Source organism: Actinotalea sp. JY-7885, assembly GCF_014525465.1.
Classification (GTDB): domain Bacteria; phylum Actinomycetota; class Actinomycetes; order Actinomycetales; family Cellulomonadaceae; genus Actinotalea.
In genome coordinates, this window is the sequence record NZ_JACEXH010000042.1 from 1 (window position 1) to 20,472 (window position 20,472).

Sequence of the window (20,472 nt, forward strand, 5' to 3'; positions counted from 1 at the left end):
CGCCGCCGGGGGCGCCGCCGCCGAAGAGGCCGCCGAAGACGTCCTCGAAGCCGGCCGCGCCCTGGCCGCCCGGGCCGCGGCCCGGCGCGTTGAAGCGCGCGCCGCCGCCCGCCATGGCGCGGATGGCGTCGTACTGCTGGCGCTGCTCGGGGTCGGACAGGACCGCGTAGGCCTCGCCGACCTCCTTGAAGCGCTCCTCCGCCCGCGCGTCGTCGGGGTTGTGGTCGGGGTGGAGGGTGCGGGCGAGCTTGCGGTACGCCTTCTTGATGGCCGACGCGTCGGCGTTCTTCGGGACGCCGAGCGTCGCGTAGAAGTCCTTCTCGAACCAGTCCTGGCCGGTCATCGCACCCTCCTCCCCGTCCTCGTCCTGCTCAGGCGCCGGGCTCCGCGACGGCGACGCGCGCCGCGCGGACGATGCGGTCGCCCACCCGGTGCCCCGGCTGCAGCACCTGCACGACCGTCGGCTCGCTCACCTCGTCCGAGTGCGAGTGCATGAGCGCCTCGTGCACCGTCGGGTCGAAGGGCTCGCCGGCCGCGCCGTACCGCTCCCAGCCGAACTTCGCGAGCGACGCCTCGAGCTTGTCCGCGATCGACGCGAACGGGCCCTCGGCGAGCTCGCCGTGCTGGCGGGCCAGCTCGACGTCGTCGAGCACGCCCAGGAGCGCCTCGACCATGGCGACGACCGTCTGGTCGCGCGCCACGAGCCGGTCGCGGTCGACCCGGCGCCGGTAGTTGACGTACTCGGCCTGGAGTCGCTGCAGGTCCTCGAGCCGCTCGGCGGCCAGGGCCTCGGCCCCGCCCGGGGCCGGCGCCGGTGCGTCCGGTTCCGCGGGCGGCGTCGCCGCCTCGGGCTCCGGTGCGGCCGGCGTCGGCTGCGACTCGCGGACCGCGCCCGTCTCCGGGTCGATCCTGCGCTTGTCGGTGAACCGCGGGCGGGCGGGGTCGGTCTCCTCGCCCCCGCCCTGCCCGGGCTGGTCCGCGAACTGGTCGGTCACTTCTTCTCGTCCTCGTCCACGATCTCGGCGTCGACGACGTCGTCGTCCTGCGGCGACGCGGCGCCCTCGGGCGCTGCCGTGCCGGCCGCGGCCTCACCCGCGGCGTCGGACTGGTAGATCGCCTCGCCGATCTTCTGGCTGACCGCCGTCAGGGCGGCCTGCTTCGACTTCACGGCCTCGATGTCGTCGCCCTCGAGCGCCGTGCGGAGCTCGGTGATGGCGCCCGTGACCTCGGTCTTGACGTCGTCCGGCACCTTGTCGCCGTTGTCCGCCAGCACCTTCTCGGTCGAGTACGCGAAGGCCTCGGCCTGGTTGCGGGTCTCGGCGTCCTCGCGGCGCTTCTTGTCCTCGGCCGCGTGCTCCTCGGCCTCGCGCACCATGCGCTCGATGTCCTCCTTGGGGAGGGCCGAGCCGCCGGTGATCGTCATCTTCTGCTCCTTGCCCGTGCCGCGGTCCTTGGCGGACACGTGCACGATGCCGTTCGCGTCGATGTCGAACGTGACCTCGATCTGCGGCACGCCGCGCGGCGCCGGCGCGATGCCGGTGAGCTCGAACGTCCCGAGCGGCTTGTTGTCCCGCGCGAACTCGCGCTCGCCCTGGAACACCTGGATCAGCACGGACGGCTGGTTGTCGTCGGCCGTCGAGAAGATCTCGCTGCGCTTGGTCGGGATGGCCGTGTTGCGCTCGATGAGCTTGGTCATCACGCCGCCCTTGGTCTCGATGCCGAGGCTCAGCGGGGTGACGTCGATGAGCAGCACGTCCTTGCGCTCACCCTTGATGACGCCGGCCTGGAGCGCGGCGCCGACGGCGACGACCTCGTCCGGGTTGACGCCCTTGTTGGGCTCCTTGCCGCCCGTGAGCTCGCGCACGACCTCGGTCACGGCGGGCATGCGGGTCGAGCCACCGACGAGGACCACGTGGTCGATGTCGGAGAGCTGGATGCCCGCGTCGCGGATGACCGCGTGGAACGGGGCCTTGGTGCGCTCGATCAGGTCCGCCGTCATCTGCTGGAACTGCGCCCGCGTGAGCTTGGTGTCCAGGTGGACCGGGCCGTTCTCGCTCATCGACAGGTACTGCATCGAGATCGTGGTGCTCGTCGCGGACGAGAGCTCCTTCTTGGCCTGCTCGGCGGCCTCGCGGAGGCGCTGGAGCGCGATCTTGTCCTTGGACAGGTCGACGCCCGCGGTGTTCTTGACCTCCTTGATGAGGTGCTCGACGATCCGGTTGTCCCAGTCGTCGCCGCCGAGGCGGTTGTCACCCGACGTCGCGCGGACCTGGATCGTGGAGAACTGATCCTCGTCCTTGCCCACCTCGAGCAGGGACACGTCGAACGTGCCGCCACCCAGGTCGAAGACGAGGATGAGCTCGTCCTCCTTGCCCTTCTCCAGGCCGTAGGCGAGCGCCGCCGCCGTCGGCTCGTTGACGATGCGGAGCACGTTGAGGCCCGCGATCTGGCCGGCGTCCTTGGTCGCCTGGCGCTCGGCGTCGTTGAAGTACGCCGGGACCGTGATGACCGCGTCGGTGACGGGCTCGCCCAGGTACTCCTCGGCGTCACGCTTGAGCTTGCCGAGGATGCGCGCGGAGATCTCCTGCGCGTTGTACTTCTTGTCGTCGATGGCGACGGACCAGTCCGTGCCCATGTGGCGCTTGACCGAGCTGATCGTCCGGTCGACGTTGGTCACCGCCTGGCGCTTGGCGACCTCGCCGACGAGGACCTCGCCGGTCTTGGAGAAGGCGACGACGGACGGCGTCGTGCGCGAGCCCTCCGCGTTCGCGATGACCGTCGGCTCGCCGCCCTCCAGGACAGCGACGACGGAGTTGGTGGTACCGAGGTCGATCCCGACCGCACGTGCCATGAGAGTTCCTTCTTCCGTGTGTTGAGCCTGCTGCACTCAAGTCTGCTGCGGGCGCGTCGGCGACGCAACTTTGCGACGCCAGAGTTGAGCCCACCAGACTCAACCCAAGCGGCATGCCGGATGTTCCCGCCGCCCGCCGGCGATCCGGCCGGCGCGTGTCCGCCGTCGCCTCGGCGTGTTCGCGCGCCATCCTGTGCCCCATGACGTCCGAGCCCACGATCACCCTGGTCCGCCCCGCGGAGCTCAGCGCGAAGGCGCCGTACGCCTACGCCGCGGTGACGAGCCCCGGGCGGCTCGTCTTCACGGCCGGCGCCTGCCCCTTGGACGGCGACGGGAACACCGTGGCCGTCGGCGACGTCGCCGGGCAGGCGCGCCAGGTGGTGGCGAACCTGGTGACCGCGCTCCATGCGGCCGGGGCGCAGCTGACCGACGTCGTGAAGACGACCGTCTACGTCGCCTCGTCGAGGCAGTCCGACCTGGGGGCCGCCTGGGACGTCGTCCACGCGGCGTTCGGCGACCACGAGGTGCCCAGTACGCTGCTCGGCGTCACCGTGCTCGGCTACGACGACCAGCTGGTCGAGGTCGAGGCCGTCGCGGTCCTTCCCGAGAGCTGACCTCGCCCACCCCGCTCACGGGCGAGGTCGCACGTCTGCAGCGAGGACGCACGTGCGCATCACCGATGTCGGTGGGGATGTGCGACGTCGACGGCGGATGGTGTGCACTCCGCCTGTCGCAGTGAACCCGGCGGGCGGTAGCGTGCGAAGACTCGGACAACCGACCACATGCGGGAGCGGACGTGTCCTTCCAGGCCTACCTCGACACCATCGAGACGAAGACCGGCCTCACGCCGCGCCAGTTCATCGAGCAGGCCCGCGAGCGCGGGTTCGGTCCTGACACGAAGGCCGGCCCCATCCTGGAGTGGCTCAAGGACGAGTACGACCTGGGACGCGGGCACGGCATGGCCCTCGTGCACGTCATCACGAAGGGCGACCGCATCGGTTCGACGCATGTCGGCTCCGGCGGCACCCACAGTGACGACAGCGACCGTCTCTGGCTCGACGGGCAGGCCACCCGCCCGCCCGCCTGACGCATCGCCGCCCAGCGGCTCGTCGCGGACGCCGGCGACCTGTCGATTCCCGTGAGATCCGCCCGTCAGAGTGGTGACAGGCCACACCGGGCGGCCGCGGAGGGGGAGCGATGACGCAGCACGCCACCTACTTCAACCAGGGGGTGAGTCGACGTCCGGGCGCCCCGGCATGACCGTGCGCTCCGCTCCCGCCGAGACCCCTGAGGACTCGGACATCAGAGCAGGGCGAGGAACCGCTCTGCATCGCCGACGCGGGGCAGGTTGTTGAACATCACGTAGGGCGACGGGCGGCCGTCGACCATGCCCCGCAGCCGGCGCAGCTCGTCATCGGTGTGGACGTGCCGAGAGCCCGTGGTGCCGTGCAGGCGGTAGTAGGTCTGCTCCGGCGTCACGGTCTCGGTCTGCATCGGGTCGACGACGTGCACAAGGTCCAGCTCGGCGCAGAGCTCCGTGAGCAGCTGCGTGGGCCACTCACCACGGGGTTCCCACAGCAGCCGCCCCGCTGGCCGCTCCACCTGCGCCATGAAGCTGCGCAGCCGTCCGACGTTGTCGGCCGTCGGGCGAAAGCTCTTCGGACACTGCAGCAGTACGGCGGTGGCCTGCAGGATCCGGGCGCACTCCAGGGTCCGCTGCCAGCCCTCGAGGACCGGAGCGGTGGTCCGGAACGCTCCGACCTGGCCACGCGCGCTGTCCGGCAGAGGCTGCTTCAGCCGCCGGTAGGTGGGGCTGTTGGACTCGTGGGTGACGATCTGCCACGCCTTGATGGTGAACTCGAAACCGGCCGGCACCTGGGCTCGCCAGCGCATCAGCACGGCGTCGGACGGCGGCTCGTAGAACGTGTGCTGCACCTCGACGACGGGGAAGCGACGGACGTACGACGCCTGGGACACCGTCCAACCACACAGCCCTACGACGACGTCCACCTGCCCACCCGTCCCAGGTGCCATGCAGGCGATCCTCCCAGAAAGGGCCGCCCGCGGAGCGGTCACCCCATCGGACGTCGTCATGCTCGTCCCGGAGACCCGTCCTCGCGCACCAGCGCGCGGCCCCCCGGGCCATCCCCCGGTATGGCACCCTCAGCGGCAGCCGCGCAGTGGTGACGCTGCGACGGGCCCGGCCCTTCGGTCGCGCCCCCCAACGTTCTGGCGTCGAGCCCCGTTCCTGCCGATGAGAACCGCGTGACGCACCGGCCCGACACCGGCGCCGTCGGGCGGAGATCGCCCGAGCCGACCGGCCGACGTCGTCGGTCCGCCACACACTGTCGATTCCGGCGAGGCTCGTCCGTCAGGGTGGTGACAGGCCACACAGGCCCGCCTCGAAGGAGGAGCGACATGACCCAGTACGCCATCTACTTCAACCAGCAGTGGGTCGGGGATCACCCGGCCGAGTGGTTCCAGAGCCGCGTGGAGCCCAGCACGGCGGTCGTCCGTGACATGGCGGCGGCCGGGGTCCTGGTCTTCGCCGGCGGGCTCGAGGAGGACCTGGCCGACGCGTTCAGCGCCGACGCGACGAGCGGGACCGTGGCGATCACCGAGGGCCCCTATGCCGAGACCACCGAGTACCTGGGCGGGATCACCATCATCGACGTGCCCGACCTGGAGACGGCCAAGATGTGGGCCGGCAGGGTCGCCGAGGGCTGCGGCTGGCCCCAGGAGGTCCGGGTCATCAGGTAGCTCCCCGGAACTCTGACCCGCACGCCACCGTCGACGCCCGGCGGGGTCGCACGTCTGCAGCGAGGACGCACGTGCGCATCACCGTCTTCGGTGCGGATGTGCGACGTCGACGGCGGATGGTGTGGACAGCACCTCAGGCGCGGGGCCGGGGGGCACCGTCAGGGGGTGAGTCGACGTCCGGGGGCCCTGACGCCCGCCCCACCCACGCTGCCGCGCGTGCACCTCGCACGGGACCACCACCGTTCCGTCGTCGCCGGACGCGTCCGCGACGGCAGCTGGCTCCGTGTCCGGCCCGGGGCCTACGTCGAGAGCCGGGTGCTCGAGTCGGCCGACGCGCGGCGCACCCTCGCGCTCGCACGGATCGTGGCGATCGGCGCCCAGCTCACGTCCGACACGGTCCTGAGCCACACCTCCGCCGCGCTGCTCTGGGGACTCCCGACCCTCCGCACTCCGACCGTCACGCACGTCGTCCAGCCCTTCAGCGCGCGCTCCACCGCCAGCCCCGACGTCGTGCGTCGCCGTCGTACCCTCACGGCCGAGGACGTCGTCGTGCTGCAGGGGCTCCGGACGACGAGCCTCGAGCGCACGGTGGTCGACTGCGCGATGACGGAGCCGGTGCGCGGTGGCGTCGTCGTCGCGGACGCAGCGCTGCACCGGGGCGCGAGCCGCGAGCGCTGCGCGCAGCTCCTCGCTTCCCTGGGCCCCCGACGCGGGGTCGTCCGCGCCCGGCTCGCCCTGGAGACGGCCGACGACGGCGCGGAGTCGGCCGGTGAGAGCCTCGCGCGCGTCGCGCTGCTCGAGGTCGGCCTCCCGCGCCCGGAGACGCAGGTGCCCGTCGAGACGCACCTCGGCACCTTCTGGGCCGATCTCGGGTGGCCGGAGCACCGAGCGCTCGCCGAGTACGACGGGCGCGGCAAGTACGCGGACAGGACCGGAGACGTCGTCGTCGCCGAGAAGCGGCGCGAGGACGCGCTCCTCGACGGCGGTTGGCGCCTGCTGCGACTCACGGCGGAGGACCTCCGCCGTCCAGCCCACCTCGCCGCACGGGTGCGCCGCGCCCTCCCGGACCTCACCCTCACCCCGCGCCCCTCCCTCTCCACCTGAGCGCCTGCCGCCCGGCGAGGTCGCACGTCTGCAGCGAGGACGCACGTGCGCAACACCGTCCTCGGTGCGGATGTGCGACCTCGACCTGGGGAGGCTCCTACGTTCGTGACGTCGCGAAGGCGTCGACGGCGGTCAGGCTCTGCAGCAGGTCCGCGGCGTCGAACGCCTGTCCCGGTGCGAGGGCGCCCGTGCCCCGGTGACGGCCGTCGAGGAGCCGGGCGACGCCCTCGACGACGATCGGCGCGGAGATCGCGTAGATGTCGCGCCCGCTCGCGGTGATGCGGCGCCGCGCGGAGCCCCGACGCACCGCGACGTCGACGACGAACCGTTGCGCGGACCGCCCGTCGTCGTCGGACGCCGTCGGCGGCGGTGTCCGGGCGTCCCGGAGCTCTTCGAGCGGCGCCGTGGTGAGCCACGAGCGGAGCTCGCCGACCTGGAGGTGGCGGTGGACGGTCATCACCTCGGAGAGCGGCAGCTCGACGACGGCCTGCTCCTCGAACGGCGGCGGGAAGGCCCAGGTCGCGGTGGCCGCCGGGGCCGCCAGGGGCACCAGGTGGCCGCCCCGGACGACCTGCCGGGTCACCGTGTTGCGCGCACCCGTCGCGCGGGTGCCTTCGGTGGGCCACCAGTGGTCCAGGGCGATCGCGACGTCGACCTCGTCCGCGGCCCGCGCGCCGTCGAGGACGGCGGTCAGGAGCAGGTCCGCGAGGCCGCCGTAGAACGCCATCGCCGGGACGACGGCGACGCCGGCTGCGCGTGCCGGGCCGTCGAGCTCGTCGTACACCGCCCGCACCACCGGCTGCTCCGCCGTCACGTCGAGGTAGTGGGCGCCGGCCGCGACGGCGGCGCGTGCGAGCGGCAGGGCGGTGTCGAGGAACGGGCCCGCGCAGTTGATCACCGCGCCGACGTCGGCGACGGCCTCGCGCAGCCGGTCCGGCTCGTCGACGCCCACCTCGCGCACCGCGAGCGCGTCGCTCGGCGACGCCGCCGCCAGGCGCTCGGCGCTGCGTCCGGCGAGCACGGGCACCAGGCCCCGGCGCACGAGCTCGCGGACCACGAACCGACCCGTGTGACCGGAGGCGCCGTAGACAAGGACCGGGGTGCTCATGCGGATCATGGTCGCGGGAACGGGCGGGCACGTCGAGGGCGCGACGCGCGCGGGGCGTGGTGGATGAGCGGGGCGCTCGCGCGCGATCCTGTTCGGCTAGCCCACTCTCCGACGCTGCCGTCTCAGCGGGTGATCGCGTAGCGGACGGCCAGCGTCCCGGCGCTCGTGGTGGCCGAGCGGAGCAGCTGCAGCCGGCGCGGGGCCGGAAGCCCGCGGAACAGGCGCTTGCCGGTCCCGAGGAGCAATGGGTGCACGAAGAGGCTGATCTCGTCGACGAGGTCGAGCCGGAAAAGCTCGGCGACGAGCACACCGCTGCCCAGGACCGTGATCGAGCCCTCGCCGCGGTCCTTCAGCTGCTGCACCGCCGACCCGAGGTCGCCGTCGACGACGGCCGTCCCCGCCCACTCGGGATGCGTCAGCGTGCGGGACACCACGTGCTTCGGCGTCGCGTTCAGGTGTCGCGCCATGGGGTTGTCGTCGGGCTGGGTGGGCCAGAAGGCCGCGAGGCTCTCGTAGGTCCGTCGCCCGAACAGGTATCCCGTCGTGGCCGCCAGCTCGCTCCCGTCCATGACCTCCTGCAGCGCGCCCCCGTAGTGCGCGCCCCAGCCGCCGTGGGCGAAGCCCCCGTCGGTGTCCTCGTCGCGCGAGCCGAGCCCTTGCATCACGCCGTCGACGCTCAGGAACTCGACGGCCACCACCTTGCGCATGGTCCTTCTCCTCTCGTTCGATGGGACGAGGCTGCCGCCCCAGGTCCGGCGGCCGCTTGAAGGAAATCGATCGGGGGCATCCGCGTGGATGAGCACGCCATCGGACTCGTGCGGCACCGGGTTCACCCCGCGCTGCGCGGCACGGTGGCCGGCGTCGTCGGTCTGCGGGAGGAGGCGCCGGGCGAGGTGCACCGCCGGCAACCGGCGGGAACCTTGGTCCCCCTGGTGGTGTCGTGGAACTCACGGCTGACCATCGACGCGCCGTCGGGCGACCAGGGCACGCACACCGCCTTCGTCGCGGGCCTCATGCCGGGTTACACCGACACGGTCTTCCGCGGTGCGCGCGAGTGCGTGCAGGTGTTCCTGACGCCGCTCGGCGTCCAGCGGGTCCTGGGCGTTCCCGGGCGCGAGGTCGCGCGACGCGTCACGGCCCTCGGTGACGTCGCGCCGGCCCTGGGCGCCGACCTCGGCGACCATCTGGCGTCCGCCGGGACGTGGCGCGAGCGCTTCGCCCTGGTCGACGACGCGCTCCTGCGGCTCACGGGTGCGTCAGACCCCTCGGACCCGCTCGTCACCTGGCTCTGGCACCGGATCAGCGCGAGCGGCGGCCGGCTCCGGGTCGCCGAGCTCGCGGCGTCGACCGGGTGGAGCCACCGGTACGTCACCGAGCGCTTCGAGGCACTCGTCGGCCTGACCCCGAAGGCGGCCGCCCAGGTGGTCCGGTTCGAGCGCGCCCTCGCCGATCTCGGACGCCGTCCCCTCGCCGATCTGGCCGTGGCCCACGGGTACGCGGACCAGAGCCACCTGACGCGTGAATTCGGTCGGTACGCCGGCGCGACCCCGGGGGGCCTGATGGCAGCACCGGCGGTCCCTACCCCTCACGCCGCGATCGGGCAGGCACCGGGTCGCGTCTGACGGGACGGACCCACGACGTGGGACGGGAAGACTGGACGGATGACGCCCGCTGCCGACGACCGGCGCTACGAGCCGTACGTCCGACCGGTCCCCCCGGACGCACGACGGGATGCCGAGACCTGGCGGTGGCGGGACTGGGACGTCCACCTCGAGCACGTCGGCGCACCGGACGCCCCGGTCCGCATGCTGCTCGTGCACGGGGCCGGGGGCAACGCGGCGGCGATGTGGCCCTTCGCGGCGCACCTGTCGACGCTCGGTGCCCGCGTCACCGTCCTCGACCTGCCGGGGTACGGGCTGACCCGCGGGGCGCGGCCCGGTGCCCTGACCTTCCACGACTGGCGCGCGGTGCTCACGGACGTCGTCGCCGAGATCGACGACGGACGGCCGCTCGTGCTGATGGGGGCGAGCATGGGCGGGATGCTGGCGCTGGACACGGCGGCCCTGGGCGGCCGCGCCGACCTCGTCGTCGTGACCTGCCTCCTCGACACCCGTGATCCGCACGTCCGCGCGGTGCTGGTCCGGGCGCCGTGGCTGGCCCGTCTCGCCGGCCCCGCTCTGCGGCTGGCCGTCGGACCGCTCGGCAGGCTCCGCCTCCCGCTGCGCTGGATCGCGCCGATGACGACGATCTCGAACCATCCCGGGCTCCGCGCCGAGGTGCTGCGCGACCGCGAGGGCGGCGGGGGTGCCATGCCTCTGGGCTGGTTCCGCACGTTCCTCGAGAGCGGGCCTGCCGTGCGCCCCGAGGAGTACGACGGCCCACCGGTCCTGCTCCTCCACCCGGGCTCGGACCGCTGGACGCCCACGCACGTCAGCGCCGCGTACCTCGCACGCCTGCGGGGCGGGACGCGCCTCGTCGAGCTCGACGGGTGCGGCCACTTCCCCGTGGAGGAGCCGGGGTTCCAGGCCCTGCTCGACGCCGTCGACCAGGAGCTCCGCCGGCTGACGTCGGGCGAGGTCGCACCTTTGCAGCGAGGACGCACGTGCGCATGACCGTCGTCGGTGCGGATGTGCGACGTCGACGGCGGATGGTGTGGACAGCGCGGACGACGAACCGACCCGTGTGACCGGAGGCGCCCGACCTCACGCCCGGCCCCCTGGCGCGCCTCGTCCCGCGGCGCCTACCGTTCGGCATGGCGATGCACTGGACGCTCGGTGGCGATGCCGCCGACCCGCATGCGCTGGCAGCCTTCTGGGCACTGGCGCTCGGCTACGTCCCCGAGCCGGGGTACGTCGACCCGGACGGCGCCTCGATCGTCGACCCGGAGGGCGTCGGTGCGGCCATCAGCTGGCTTCGCGTCCCTGAGCCGAAGAGCGCGAAGAACCGGTTGCACATCGACCTGCGGGTCGCCGGCGAGCCGCCCTGGGACTGGCACGCCCGCGCCGACCTGATCCGCGCGAAGGTGACGCAGCTGGTCGGCGCCGGGGCGAGCGTCGTGCGCGAGGAGCACTACCAGGACGAGGGCGGAACGGTCCTCGGGCACGTGGTGATGCTCGACCCGGAGGGCAACGAGTTCTGCGTCGCCTGAGCCCCCGGTCGGCCCTCACCCGGAGGTGTCCCGCGGGTCCGAGCGCGGCCCGACGGCGGCGCCAACCACGCGGTCCTCGAGGCCGGCGCCTCGCTGCCCAGACATCCCGCCGGACGCGAGCGGACCCCGCCCCGACCACCGAGGCCTCCACGCCGTCGCGCGTGGAGACCTCGGCGTCGTGGTCGGGACCCGATCAGCGCAGGCCCTGGAACGCGAACCGGAACACGAGGTCGCTGCCCTGCGGCACCAGGAACTCCGGGTGCGTCGTGGCTCCCCAGGAGTCGTCGCCGCCGACGCCCCGGCGCATCAGCGCGGGCCGCACGATCGTGTGCTGGATCGGCGGCAGGTCGACGGGGTGCTGGGCGTTCTCGATCTCGAACGGGGTCCACGGCAGGGCCGAGAGCTCCATCTTCTCGTCGCAGTCGAACCGCAGCCCCGCGCCCCGGTCGTCGGTCACCGTGGCCCAGCGGACCCCCGTGCGGCTGCCGGCCTCCTGCGGGCGCACGTACGGCGTGAGCTGGTCCTGGACGTCCGCGTCGTAGATGCCCAGGCGCGCCCCGCGGCGCCGGTCGACGTAGCACTCGTCGGGCCCGTCGCCGTACCAGCGCAGGTGCCGCAGGCTCGCGTCGGCCGTGAAGAGCATGCCCAGCTCGGGCAGGTCCGGCAGGCCGGCGCCCGGGCGCAGGCTCAGGTCCACCTCGACCCGCCCGCTGCCGTACACCCGGTGGACGACGTCGCACTCGCTGTGCGGCGTCGTCGGCAGCAGGTAGCCGTACCGGACCTCCACGTGGTCCTCGCGCAGGGTGGCGACCGGCCGCTCCAGGCGGGGCGACGGCTCCGCGTACCGGCTCGCGAGCAGCCAGTGCCCGTCCCGGAACGGCATGCCCCAGCCACGCTCGTTGGACGTCGGCGCATGCCAGAAGTTCGGGCGCGGGATGCCCTGGAGCAGCTCGCGGCCGCCGTCCGAGGTCAGGCCGTAGCGGTAGGAGACCAGGCCGCCGTGCTTGCGCGAGAACAGGGCCGAGAAGTGCCGCCCGCGCACCCCGATGTTGTGGAAGCCCTCGACGAGGGTGGGCGCGGTCTCGCGCGACCTCGCCGGCGCCGTCGGCCGGATCACGATGACCTGCTGCTCCCAGGCGACCTCGTGCCCGGCCGGTGCCCACGCCGTCGCGTGCCGAAGCCTCAGGGAGACGTCGATCGCGTACTCGCCCGGCGTGCTGGGCACGACCACCGGGAGCGGGTAGGACCGCGTCTCCTCCGGCCCGACGTCGATCGCCAGCGACGTCTCGCGGAGCACCGTCCCGTCGCGTCGCAGGGTCACGACGCAGTCCAGGTCCGAGGTGTCGGTGAAGAGCCGTCGGCTGTGGATCTCGAGCTCGGCGTGCGACACGGCGATCCGGAACGGCTGGTAGAGGTACCGGACCTCCTGCACCTTCGGTGTCGGCGTGCGGTCGACCAGGACGATGCCGTTGGCGCTGAACTCGTAGTCGTGCGGCGCCTCGCCGCAGTCGCCGCCGTAGCCGTCGTACTCGCGTCCGTGCCGGTCCCGCAGGCGGATGGCCTGGTCGGCGAAGTCCCAGATGAACCCACCCTGGAAGAGCGGCTCGCGGTCCGCGAGCTCCAGGTACTTGTCCACGGCGCCGAACGAGTTGCCCATCGCGTGGGCGTACTCGCACAGGATGAAGGGCTTGCTCCGGTGAGTCCGCAGCCACTCCTCGACGTCCCCCGCCGGCGTGTACATCTGGCTCACGACGTCGGTCGTCTCGGGGAAGCGCGGGTCCCAGTGGACGCCCTCGTAGTGCACCGGACGGTCGTCGAGCGCGCGGAACCACTCGGACACGGCGAGCAGGTTCGTGCCCCCGAAGGACTCGTTCCCGCAGGACCACATGACGACGCTGGGGTGGTTCTTGTCGCGCTGCGCCATGCTGGCCGCGCGGTCGAGCAGCGCCGGGAGCCACTCGGGTCGGTCACCGGGCAGCGCGGCGTCGACGCTGAGCTCGCCCGCGGCGACCCGGTCCCACATGCCGTGGGTCTCCAGGTTCATCTCGTCGATGACGTACAGCCCGTACTCGTCGCACAGGTCGTAGAAGTACGAGTTGTTGGGGTAGTGGCTCGTGCGGACGGCGTTCACCCCGATGGACTTGAGGAGGCGCACGTCCCCCTCGGTCTCCTCGCGTGTGACGACGCGCCCGTTCAGCCCGAACTCGTGCCGGTTGACGCCCCGGAACACGACCCGCTTGCCGTTGATCTTCAGCAGGCCGTCCTCGATGCCGAACCGGCGCACGCCGACGGGCTGGACGACGAGCTCGGTCGGGGCGCCGTCGGGCCCCAGCACCTCGATCTCGAGCGTGTGGCGGTACGGGTCCTCGGCGCTCCACAGGTGCGGGTCGGCGAGGGTGATCGAGAGCTCGCCGTCCCCGGACTCGACCAGGTCGCCGTGCCCCACCAGGGTCGCCCGCACGGAGCCGCCGCCGCTGACCATGGGACGCAGCACCACCTGCGCGGTCCGCAGGTCGTCGGACACGACGGAGCGCACGCTCAGGTCCTCGAGGTGCGCCGCGGGCCGGCGGTACAGGACGACGTCACGGAAGATCCCAGAGAAGCGGTAGAAGTCCTGGTCCTCGAGCCACGACCCCGCGCTCCACTTGAAGACCTGGGCGGCGAGGGTGTTCTCCCCGTCCACCACGGCCTCGGTCAGGTCGAACTCCGAGGGCGTGAACGAGTCGGCCCCGAAGCCGATGTAGGTCCCGTTGAGCCAGACGGCGATCGCGCTCTCTGCGCCGTGGAACGACACGCTCAGCCGCTCGCCGTCCGCCAGCGGGCGGTCCAGCGCGAACGTCGTCGCGTAGCTGCCGACGGGGTTGAACCGGGTCGGCACCTGCCCCGGCTCGAGCGCCTCGTGGCCGTCCCAGGGGTACTGGACGTTCGTGTACTGCGGGCGGTCGTAGCCCTCGAGCTGGATGTGGGCGGGGACGCGGATGTCGTCCCACGAGGAGGTGTCGTAGTCGGGGTCCTGGAAGCCCGCGACCGTCTGCGCCGGGTTCTTCGCGTAGTGGAACTTCCAGAGCCCGTTGAGGCACTGCTCGAACGCGCTGGTCCCGGTCGCCGCCTCCGCCCGGCCACTGAACCAGCGGTGGTCGGAGTGGGCGGGGAGCCGGTTCTCGGCGAAGAACTCGGGGTCAGCGATGCGGGCGGGGTCGAACGCCATCTGTGTCACTCCGTCGTAGGTCACTTGAGGGCACCGGTGATGCCCTGGGCGAAGCTGCGCTGCAGGACGAGGAAGATCACCACAGCCGGGACGGACGCGATGAGCACGGCGAGCATGAGCATCCCGTAGTCGGTCACGTACCCGGCGCGGATGTTCGCCAGCAGCATGGGCATGGTCTGGGTCGCGCTGTCGACGAGGATCACCTTGGGCCACAGGAAGTTGTTCCACGAGGCCATGAAGGTGATGACCGCCGCCGCGGAGAGCGTGGGCTTCATCGACGGCAGGTAGATCCGCAGGAAGATCTCGAGCTCCCGGAGGCCGTCGATCCGCGCCGCCTCGATGATCTCGTGCGGGAAGGTCCGGGACGCCTGGCGGAAGAGCAGGATGAGGAACGGCGTGGAGATCGTGGGCAGCACCACCGCGAACCAGGAGTTCACCAGGCCCAGATCGGCGAACATCCGGAACAGCGGGATCATCGTCGCCGCGAACGGGATCATGATCGCCAGCAGCAGCAGGCCCATCAGCCAGTCCTTGGCCCGGGTGTGGTAGATCTCGAAGCCGTAGCCGGCGATCGAGGTGATGGCCAGCGCCAGGACCGTGGTGGCGACCGCGATGAGGCCGGAGTACCACAGGGCCGGGCCCAGGGCGGCGGTCGACGTCAGCGTCGCGAAGTTCGCCAGCAGGTTCGTGCCCGGCAGGAGCTTGGAGGCCAGCACCTCCTGGCTGGTGTTCGTCGCCGAGACCACCATGAAGTACAGCGGGAAGATCGACGCCAGGGCGGCGACCGTCAGGAACAGGTAGCCGGGCACCCGGCGCCACGCCCGCCTAGTCACGCTTGTCACCAACTCTCAGCTGGATCGCGGCCAGGACCGCGACGATGATGAGGATCACGTACGAGATCGCGGACGCGTACCCGAAGTTCGGGTTGTTCTGGAACGAGACCAGGTAGAGGTAGTGCGAGATGCTCATCGAGCTGTTCGCCGGCCCGCCCCCGGTGAGGGTGAACGACTCGTCGAAGAGCTGAAGCGTGCCGTTGGTCGACAAGATCGCCGTGAGCAGGATCATCGGCTTGAGCTGCGGCATGGTGACGTACCAGAACGTCTTGAAGCCCCCTGCGCCGTCGATCTTCGCCGCCTCGATGGTCGAGTGGTCGATGTTCTGCAGCGCGGCCAGGTAGAAGATCATGTTGTAGCCGGTCCATCGCCACAGCAGGCCGAGGATGACGACCATCCGGGCGGTGCCCGGCTCGCCCAGCCAGTTGACGGGGCCGTCGATGAGTCCCGCCCAGAGCAGGGCGTCGTTCACCAGGCCGTCGTTGGCGAACATCGTGCGGAAGACCAGGGCGTAGGAGACGAGCCCGACGGCGCTCGGCAGGAAGATGGCCGTCCGCCAGAACGCCTTGAACCGCAGGTTCTTGTCGTTGAGGAGCGTGGCCAGCACCAGGGCCAGGGCCAGCATGATCGGGACCTGGACGATCAGGTACACGAACGTGGTGAGCAGCGTCTGCTTGAAGGTCGCGTCCTCGAGCAGCCGCTGGTAGTTCGACCACAGCGGCTCCGCCTGCTGGAGCCGCGTCCCGCGGCCGGTCTGCAGGGAGAGCAGGAAGGCCTGCAGCATCGGCCAGAAGTTGAGCCCGACGATGAGCAGCGATGCGGGCAGGAGGAAGGACCAGCCCGTCAGGCTCCGGCGCCGCTCCAGGCGGAGCGCCGGGCGGGGACCGCCCGGGGGCCGGGACGAACGGCTGGGGCGTCGCGGGCGCGGGGCCCGCGACCGGGCGACGGGAGGAACTGCCTCGTCAGTCGGCGCGGCGTTGGACACGGCTGGCTCACCTTCTGCGGAGGGGATGGACGCGGGTCGGACGGCGACCGGGCGCGGCGAGCAGTCCACCGCGCCCGGTCCGGACGTCACTGCATCGCGAACTCGACGGTGCTCTGCGCCTCCTGGAGGGCCGACTCCGGGTCGGCCCCGCCCATGATGTTGGTGACGGCCACGCTGACCGCGTCGCGGCCCTCGTAGTAGTAGGCCCCCGTGTTGTTGCTCGGGACCTCGCTGGCGTACTCGACGACCCGGCTGAAGATCGGCGAGCCGCCGAAGAACTCCTGGGGCTCGGAGTAGACGTCGCTCTCACCCGCCGGGGTCCAGTTCGCCAGGGCGCCCGAGGCGGGGAGGATCGTGTCGTAGAGCTCCGTGGAGCCGGCGAACGTGGACGCGAGGAAGTCCGCGGCCAGTTCCGTGTCGCCCGTCGCGCTGACCGCCCACGAGGAGCCGCCGTTCGCGGAGTAGTGGGTCGCGCCGTCGACGTCGTCGATCTTGGGCAGGTTCGTGACGTCCCACAGGCCGGACTGGTCGGCGGCCGACTGGATGGAGCCGACGATCCAGACCCCGTTGATCGTTCCCGCGACGGTGCCGTTGGTCAGCGTGCCGATGTACTCGTCCCACGAGTTGACCTCGAGGAGGACGCCGGAGGTGACGAGCTCCTGGTAGACGTCGATCGCCTCGAGCAGCGCCTCGTTGCCGGTGATCGTCGGGTTGCCCTCGTCGTCGAAGAGGCTCGCCCCGGCGCTCTGCAGCATCATCATGAGCGTGTCGGCGGAGCCCGCCTGGCCCGACAGCAGGGGCTTGCCCGTCTTCGCCAGGACGTCCTTGCCGAGGGTGATGTACTCGCTCCACGTGATGTCCGTGAAGTCCTCGACCGTGTAGCCGGCCTCCTGGAGGACGTCCGTCCGCAGGGCCGAGATCGCGGTGCCGTTGTCGAACGGGACGCCGTAGGTGGCGCCGTCGACGGTCGAGTACGTCACGACGGACTCGGGGAACTCGCTGAAGTCGATGCCCGCGTCGGACATGTCGCTGAAGACGTCCGGGTAGTTGATGACGTTCTTCTGGAACGCGTTGTTCTGCATGAGGAAGATGTCCGGGAGCTCCTCGAGCTGGCCGGACTGCGCGAGCGTCGTCAGCTTGGTCTGCACGTCCTCCCACGGCGTCTCGACGATCTCGAGCTCGAAGTCGGGGTGCTCCTGCTGGTAGATCTTCTCGGCCTCCTCCAGGGCGTAGATGTTGAAGGCCGGGTCCCACGCCCACACGGTGAGCGTGCCGTCCCCCTCCGCCGCCGCCTCGTCGTTGCCGCCCGGTTCGCTCGAACCGCCGCTGCAGGCGGCGAGGGCGAGGGCGAGGGTGAGGACGGCACCTGCCGAGGCCGACTTCCGGAACGTGGTCATCTGAGGATTCCTTCGTGTCGCTGCCGCCCGTCGGCGTGCGCCGGGGATCGGCTGGATGGGGTAGGCGAGCTGTCGCACGGACCGTCACCCCGGGGGTGCGGTCCGCGCCGGATCTCGATCGCGCCTGCCCACATCGGGAGCCCGATCGGTCGGTGATGGCGCGCTTGCTGCTCCTCTCTGAGCCGCAAATGTTTAGGTGAACATATGGGCTCCCCTGCGCCTTGACCAGGTTCTCCCATCACGATCGGGTAACGGCACGCGCGCCAGACGGGCCGAAATGTGACTGTCGGCGTTGACGTCAACATCGCCGGACTAGCATCACTGTGTGGCAGCAGGCACCGGCCGGGGGCGCAGGAAGGTCGGCGCGTCCATCGAGGACGTCGCCAAGCTCGCGGGCGTCTCCGCCCAGACGGTCTCCCGCGTCTCGACGGGTGCCGAGGTGGTCCGCCCGGCGACGCGCGAGCGGGTCCTGCGAGCCATGCAGGAGCTCGGGTACACGCCCAACCGCGCCGCCCGTGCGCTGCGCAACGGCTCGTACGGCACGATCGGCCTGCTCGCGAACCGGCTCGGGCGCCCCGGGGAGGCGCTGACGACCGAGGCGGTCGTGCGCGCGGCCGCGGCCGAGGACTACTCCGTGACGCTGCTGACGGTGCGCGACCCCGCGGCCGACACCTGGCAGGCCGCTGCGCACCGCCTGCCTCACCAGGCGATCGACGGCCTCATCATCCTCTGGGGTGAGGGCGCGACCCCGGAGACCCTCACCCTGCCCCGGGGGATGCCCGTCGCCGTGTCCGACTCCCGCTTCACCGGGCATTACGCGGGGGTGGTCGCCGACCAGGTGCAGGGCACGCGCGACGCCGTCCAGCACCTGGTCGACCTCGGCCACCGCACGATCCACCACCTCGCCGGCCCGGCGACGTCGGGGGCCGCTCGCGCGCGTGCCGCGGCGTGGCAGCGCACCGTCGACGAGGCGGGCCTGCGGCCGCCGCCCCTGGTGCGGGGCGACTGGACCGCCGCCTCGGGCTACGCGGTGGGGCGTGAGCTCGCCGGGAACCCGTCGCTCACCGCGGTGTTCTGCGCGAACGACGACATGGCCTTCGGGCTGGTCCGCGCCCTGGGCGAGGCGGGTCTGCGCGTGCCGCAGGACGTGTCGGTCGTCGGCTTCGACGGGATCGAGCTCAGCGGCTTCTCGGCGCCGCCGCTGACCACCGTGCGCCAGGACTTCACCCAGATCGGGGACGAGCTCGTCCGGCTCGTCGTCGGGCAGGTGCGGCACGGCGCGAATGCCGTCCAGGACCGCGTGCTGGTCCCCACCGAGCTCGTCGTGCGGTCGAGCACCGGGCCGCGGCCGGTCGACCGCGACTAGCCATCCGACGGCGGGGCCGCGGCGCTCACGCGGGCGGGCGACGTCGCGAGGGCGACATCACCGGAGGTGCGCATGCTCCGCCGACGCCGGCCGGACGGCCCTCAGTCCGAGACGGCCGCCCGGAAGCGGTGCAAGGCGCGGCTGACGTTGTGGGCCTCACCCGACTGCCGCGGACGAGAGGTTCAGCCCTGCGATCGCGAGGCCGCCCCGGCGCGGTACTCCTCGTCGGTGACGTGCTCGAGCCAGGTCACCACCTCGCCGTCCGCATCAGCCTCCTGCAGCGCGACGTGGGCCATGAAGCGCTCGGGCGTGGCGCCGTGCCAGTGCTCCTCCCCCGGCGCGATGTGGACGACGTCGCCCGGGCGGATCTCCTGCACCGTGCCGCCCCGCGCCGCGACGTAGCCGATGCCGTCGGTGACGTAGAGGGTCTGGCCCTTGGGGTGGCGGTGCCAGGCGGTGCGCGCGCCGGGGGCGAACCGCACGTGCCCGCAGCCCAGCGCCGAGCGGTCGTCCGGGATGCGGATGCCGTCGATCCACACCGTGCCGGTGAACCAGTCCGCGGGTCCGGCGCTCGTCGAGCCGCCGCTGCGTGTGACCTCCATGGCCCCTCCTCGGGGTACAGACCTCAGGCGACGCAGACGATGCCCCGGTTGCCGTCCTGGTCGGCGATCACGGTGAGCGACGGCGCCTGGCTGTCGTCCACGACCGTCCCTCCCGCGGCCACGGCGGCGGCGATGCGCTGGTCGGCCACCTCGGGGGCGACGTAGACCTCGACGTGGAAGCGCTGGCGCTGGCCCTCGCTCTCCTCGGCGTCCCCGAACCACAGGTTCGGCAGCCGACCCGTGGCGTCGCGGACCTCGTCGCTGGGCGACCCGCGCCCCTGGGACGCGGCGTCCCCGGTGAGCAGGGCGGCCCAGACCGGGGCGATGGTCGCCGACCGCGCCGTGTCGAGCCCGAGCTCGAGGACGCTCACCGAGGCCGGGTCGGCCGCGAGCGCGTGCTCGGCGGCGATCTCGGTGATCCGACCCGCGAGGTCGAGGTCCTGCTGCGTCACCCACTCCACGACGTGCTCGGTGCCCTCGCCGTCACGGAAGACGGCGTCGTCGCTGACCAGCTTCAGGTCGACGTGCCCCGAGCCGATCGACACGCTCGGGTGGTGCCCGAGCGCGTCGCCGGCCTCGCCGACCGCGGCGACGAACCGCGCGGCGGCACCGAAGTCGTCGACCAGGTAGCGCGCGTGCAGCCCCTGGGCCAGCTTGCGCCAGTCGGTCAGCCCGGCAGCGGTGATCTCGCTGTTCGCCAGCATGTCCATGTCCGGTGCCCCCAGGTGCGGTGACGCGCAGGCTCGTGCACGCCGACGCTACGGCGCCGTGAACCCGGCCGTCCAGGGTCGGGTGGACGGCGGGACCGCCGGACGTACCGGCTCAGACGCGCTCGACGCCGTCGGCCTGGGCTCCGCGGTCGCTCTGGCGGACCTTGAAGCGGACGCGGTCCCCCTCCTGCAGCGCCTCGCCGCCCCGCACGACCGAGACGTGGACGAACAGGTCCGCGCCGCCCGCGTCCGGCGTGATGAAGCCGAAGCCACGATCCGCGTCGTACCGCGCGACCACGCCCTCGCCGCCGCGCGCGGGCGGCCCGGAGGTGGATCCGCCGGACGGCGCACGGTCCGGCCGACCGCGCCCGGACGGCGCGGAGCGGTCGGGCCGACCGCG

General features: G+C 72.2%; 21 protein-coding genes. 8 read left to right on the forward strand and 13 right to left on the reverse strand.

Annotated elements, in window-relative coordinates:
• From IDM29_RS05880 to dnaK, 3 genes are all read right to left on the reverse strand, one after another.
• Positions 1-343, reverse strand: a 343-nt coding sequence (locus IDM29_RS05880; protein ID WP_188037294.1) for a DnaJ domain-containing protein, incomplete at its 3' end; no start/stop codon positions are given.
• A gap of 28 nt (positions 344-371) precedes the next feature.
• Entirely contained in the window at positions 372-995 is a 624-nt protein-coding gene (grpE, locus tag IDM29_RS05885; RefSeq protein ID WP_182112358.1) for a nucleotide exchange factor GrpE, read from the reverse strand.
• Positions 992-2,851: a molecular chaperone DnaK gene (gene dnaK, locus IDM29_RS05890; RefSeq protein ID WP_182112359.1), complete on the reverse strand. Its 1,860-nt coding sequence runs from the start codon at positions 2,849-2,851 to the stop codon at positions 992-994. The genes grpE and dnaK overlap by 4 nt, the downstream gene beginning before the upstream one ends.
• A 200-nt stretch (positions 2,852-3,051) precedes the next feature.
• On the opposite strand from dnaK, the gene IDM29_RS05895 reads away from it, so the two are divergent.
• Both IDM29_RS05895 and IDM29_RS05900 read left to right on the forward strand, forming a co-directional pair.
• Positions 3,052-3,465 carry a RidA family protein gene (locus tag IDM29_RS05895; protein WP_182112360.1) on the forward strand — a complete coding sequence of 138 codons (414 nt, stop codon included), beginning with the start codon at positions 3,052-3,054 and terminating at the stop codon, positions 3,463-3,465.
• A gap of 182 nt (positions 3,466-3,647) precedes the next feature.
• Positions 3,648-3,938 (forward strand): DUF4287 domain-containing protein, encoded by a 291-nt coding sequence (locus tag IDM29_RS05900; RefSeq protein ID WP_182112361.1) that lies wholly within the window; start codon positions 3,648-3,650, stop codon positions 3,936-3,938.
• 215 nt (positions 3,939-4,153) lie between these two features.
• Here IDM29_RS05900 and IDM29_RS05905 read toward each other — a convergent pair whose 3' ends face one another.
• Positions 4,154-4,885 (reverse strand): DUF72 domain-containing protein, encoded by a 732-nt coding sequence (locus IDM29_RS05905; RefSeq protein WP_223148024.1) that lies wholly within the window; start codon positions 4,883-4,885, stop codon positions 4,154-4,156.
• A 384-nt stretch (positions 4,886-5,269) separates the two neighbouring features.
• Here IDM29_RS05905 and IDM29_RS05910 point away from each other — a divergent pair, with 384 nt between their 5' ends.
• Entirely contained in the window at positions 5,270-5,611 is a 342-nt protein-coding gene (locus IDM29_RS05910; protein WP_182112362.1) for a YciI family protein, read from the forward strand.
• Between the two features lie 216 nt (positions 5,612-5,827).
• Complete coding sequence (locus IDM29_RS05915) at positions 5,828-6,715, forward strand: hypothetical protein (protein WP_182112363.1); 888 nt, start codon at positions 5,828-5,830, stop codon at positions 6,713-6,715.
• Positions 6,716-6,812: 97 nt separating this feature from the next.
• Here the strand turns inward: IDM29_RS05915 and IDM29_RS05920 are convergent, their stop codons facing one another.
• Entirely contained in the window at positions 6,813-7,823 is a 1,011-nt protein-coding gene (locus IDM29_RS05920; protein ID WP_182112364.1) for a trans-acting enoyl reductase family protein, read from the reverse strand.
• Between the two features lie 122 nt (positions 7,824-7,945).
• The gene (locus IDM29_RS05925; RefSeq protein WP_182112365.1) at positions 7,946-8,530 is read right to left on the reverse strand and encodes a dihydrofolate reductase family protein; all 585 of its coding nucleotides are present in this window, start codon (positions 8,528-8,530) and stop codon (positions 7,946-7,948) included.
• 84 nt (positions 8,531-8,614) lie between these two features.
• Between IDM29_RS05925 and IDM29_RS05930 the strand changes: the two genes are divergently transcribed.
• From IDM29_RS05930 to IDM29_RS05940, 3 genes are all read left to right on the forward strand, one after another.
• Positions 8,615-9,445 carry a helix-turn-helix transcriptional regulator gene (locus IDM29_RS05930; protein WP_182112366.1) on the forward strand — a complete coding sequence of 277 codons (831 nt, stop codon included), beginning with the start codon at positions 8,615-8,617 and terminating at the stop codon, positions 9,443-9,445.
• 39 nt (positions 9,446-9,484) lie between these two features.
• The gene (locus tag IDM29_RS05935; protein WP_182112367.1) at positions 9,485-10,435 is read left to right on the forward strand and encodes an alpha/beta hydrolase; all 951 of its coding nucleotides are present in this window, start codon (positions 9,485-9,487) and stop codon (positions 10,433-10,435) included.
• A 140-nt stretch (positions 10,436-10,575) separates the two neighbouring features.
• Positions 10,576-10,971, forward strand: a complete 396-nt coding sequence (locus tag IDM29_RS05940) for a VOC family protein (protein WP_182112368.1) — start codon at positions 10,576-10,578, stop codon at positions 10,969-10,971.
• A 193-nt stretch (positions 10,972-11,164) separates the two neighbouring features.
• On the opposite strand, the gene IDM29_RS05945 is transcribed toward IDM29_RS05940, so the two are convergent.
• The 4 genes from IDM29_RS05945 to IDM29_RS05960 all read right to left on the reverse strand — a co-directional run bounded on the left by IDM29_RS05945 (position 11,165) and on the right by IDM29_RS05960 (position 17,394).
• The gene (locus IDM29_RS05945) at positions 11,165-14,179 is read right to left on the reverse strand and encodes a glycoside hydrolase family 2 TIM barrel-domain containing protein (protein ID WP_182112369.1); all 3,015 of its coding nucleotides are present in this window, start codon (positions 14,177-14,179) and stop codon (positions 11,165-11,167) included.
• Positions 14,180-14,199: 20 nt separating this feature from the next.
• Positions 14,200-15,012, reverse strand: a complete 813-nt coding sequence (locus tag IDM29_RS05950) for a carbohydrate ABC transporter permease (RefSeq protein WP_255491671.1) — start codon at positions 15,010-15,012, stop codon at positions 14,200-14,202.
• On the reverse strand, positions 15,005-15,997 hold the full coding sequence (locus tag IDM29_RS05955) for a carbohydrate ABC transporter permease (RefSeq protein WP_220457979.1): 993 nt from the start codon (positions 15,995-15,997) through the stop codon (positions 15,005-15,007). Before IDM29_RS05955 ends, IDM29_RS05950 begins: the two co-directional genes overlap by 8 nt.
• A gap of 86 nt (positions 15,998-16,083) precedes the next feature.
• Positions 16,084-17,394 carry an ABC transporter substrate-binding protein gene (locus tag IDM29_RS05960; RefSeq protein ID WP_182112370.1) on the reverse strand — a complete coding sequence of 437 codons (1,311 nt, stop codon included), beginning with the start codon at positions 17,392-17,394 and terminating at the stop codon, positions 16,084-16,086.
• 325 nt (positions 17,395-17,719) lie between these two features.
• Here IDM29_RS05960 and IDM29_RS05965 point away from each other — a divergent pair, with 325 nt between their 5' ends.
• Positions 17,720-18,760, forward strand: a complete 1,041-nt coding sequence (locus tag IDM29_RS05965; RefSeq protein WP_182112371.1) for a LacI family DNA-binding transcriptional regulator — start codon at positions 17,720-17,722, stop codon at positions 18,758-18,760.
• A gap of 182 nt (positions 18,761-18,942) precedes the next feature.
• On the opposite strand, the gene IDM29_RS05970 is transcribed toward IDM29_RS05965, so the two are convergent.
• From IDM29_RS05970 to IDM29_RS05980, 3 genes are all read right to left on the reverse strand, one after another.
• On the reverse strand, positions 18,943-19,362 hold the full coding sequence (locus IDM29_RS05970) for a cupin domain-containing protein (protein WP_182112372.1): 420 nt from the start codon (positions 19,360-19,362) through the stop codon (positions 18,943-18,945).
• A gap of 23 nt (positions 19,363-19,385) precedes the next feature.
• A complete protein-coding gene (locus tag IDM29_RS05975) occupies positions 19,386-20,072 on the reverse strand; it encodes a VOC family protein (RefSeq protein ID WP_182112373.1) in 687 nt (228 codons plus the stop codon).
• A 112-nt stretch (positions 20,073-20,184) separates the two neighbouring features.
• The coding region (locus tag IDM29_RS05980) for a cold-shock protein (RefSeq protein ID WP_188037295.1) at positions 20,185-20,472 on the reverse strand (288 nt) is incomplete at its 5' end.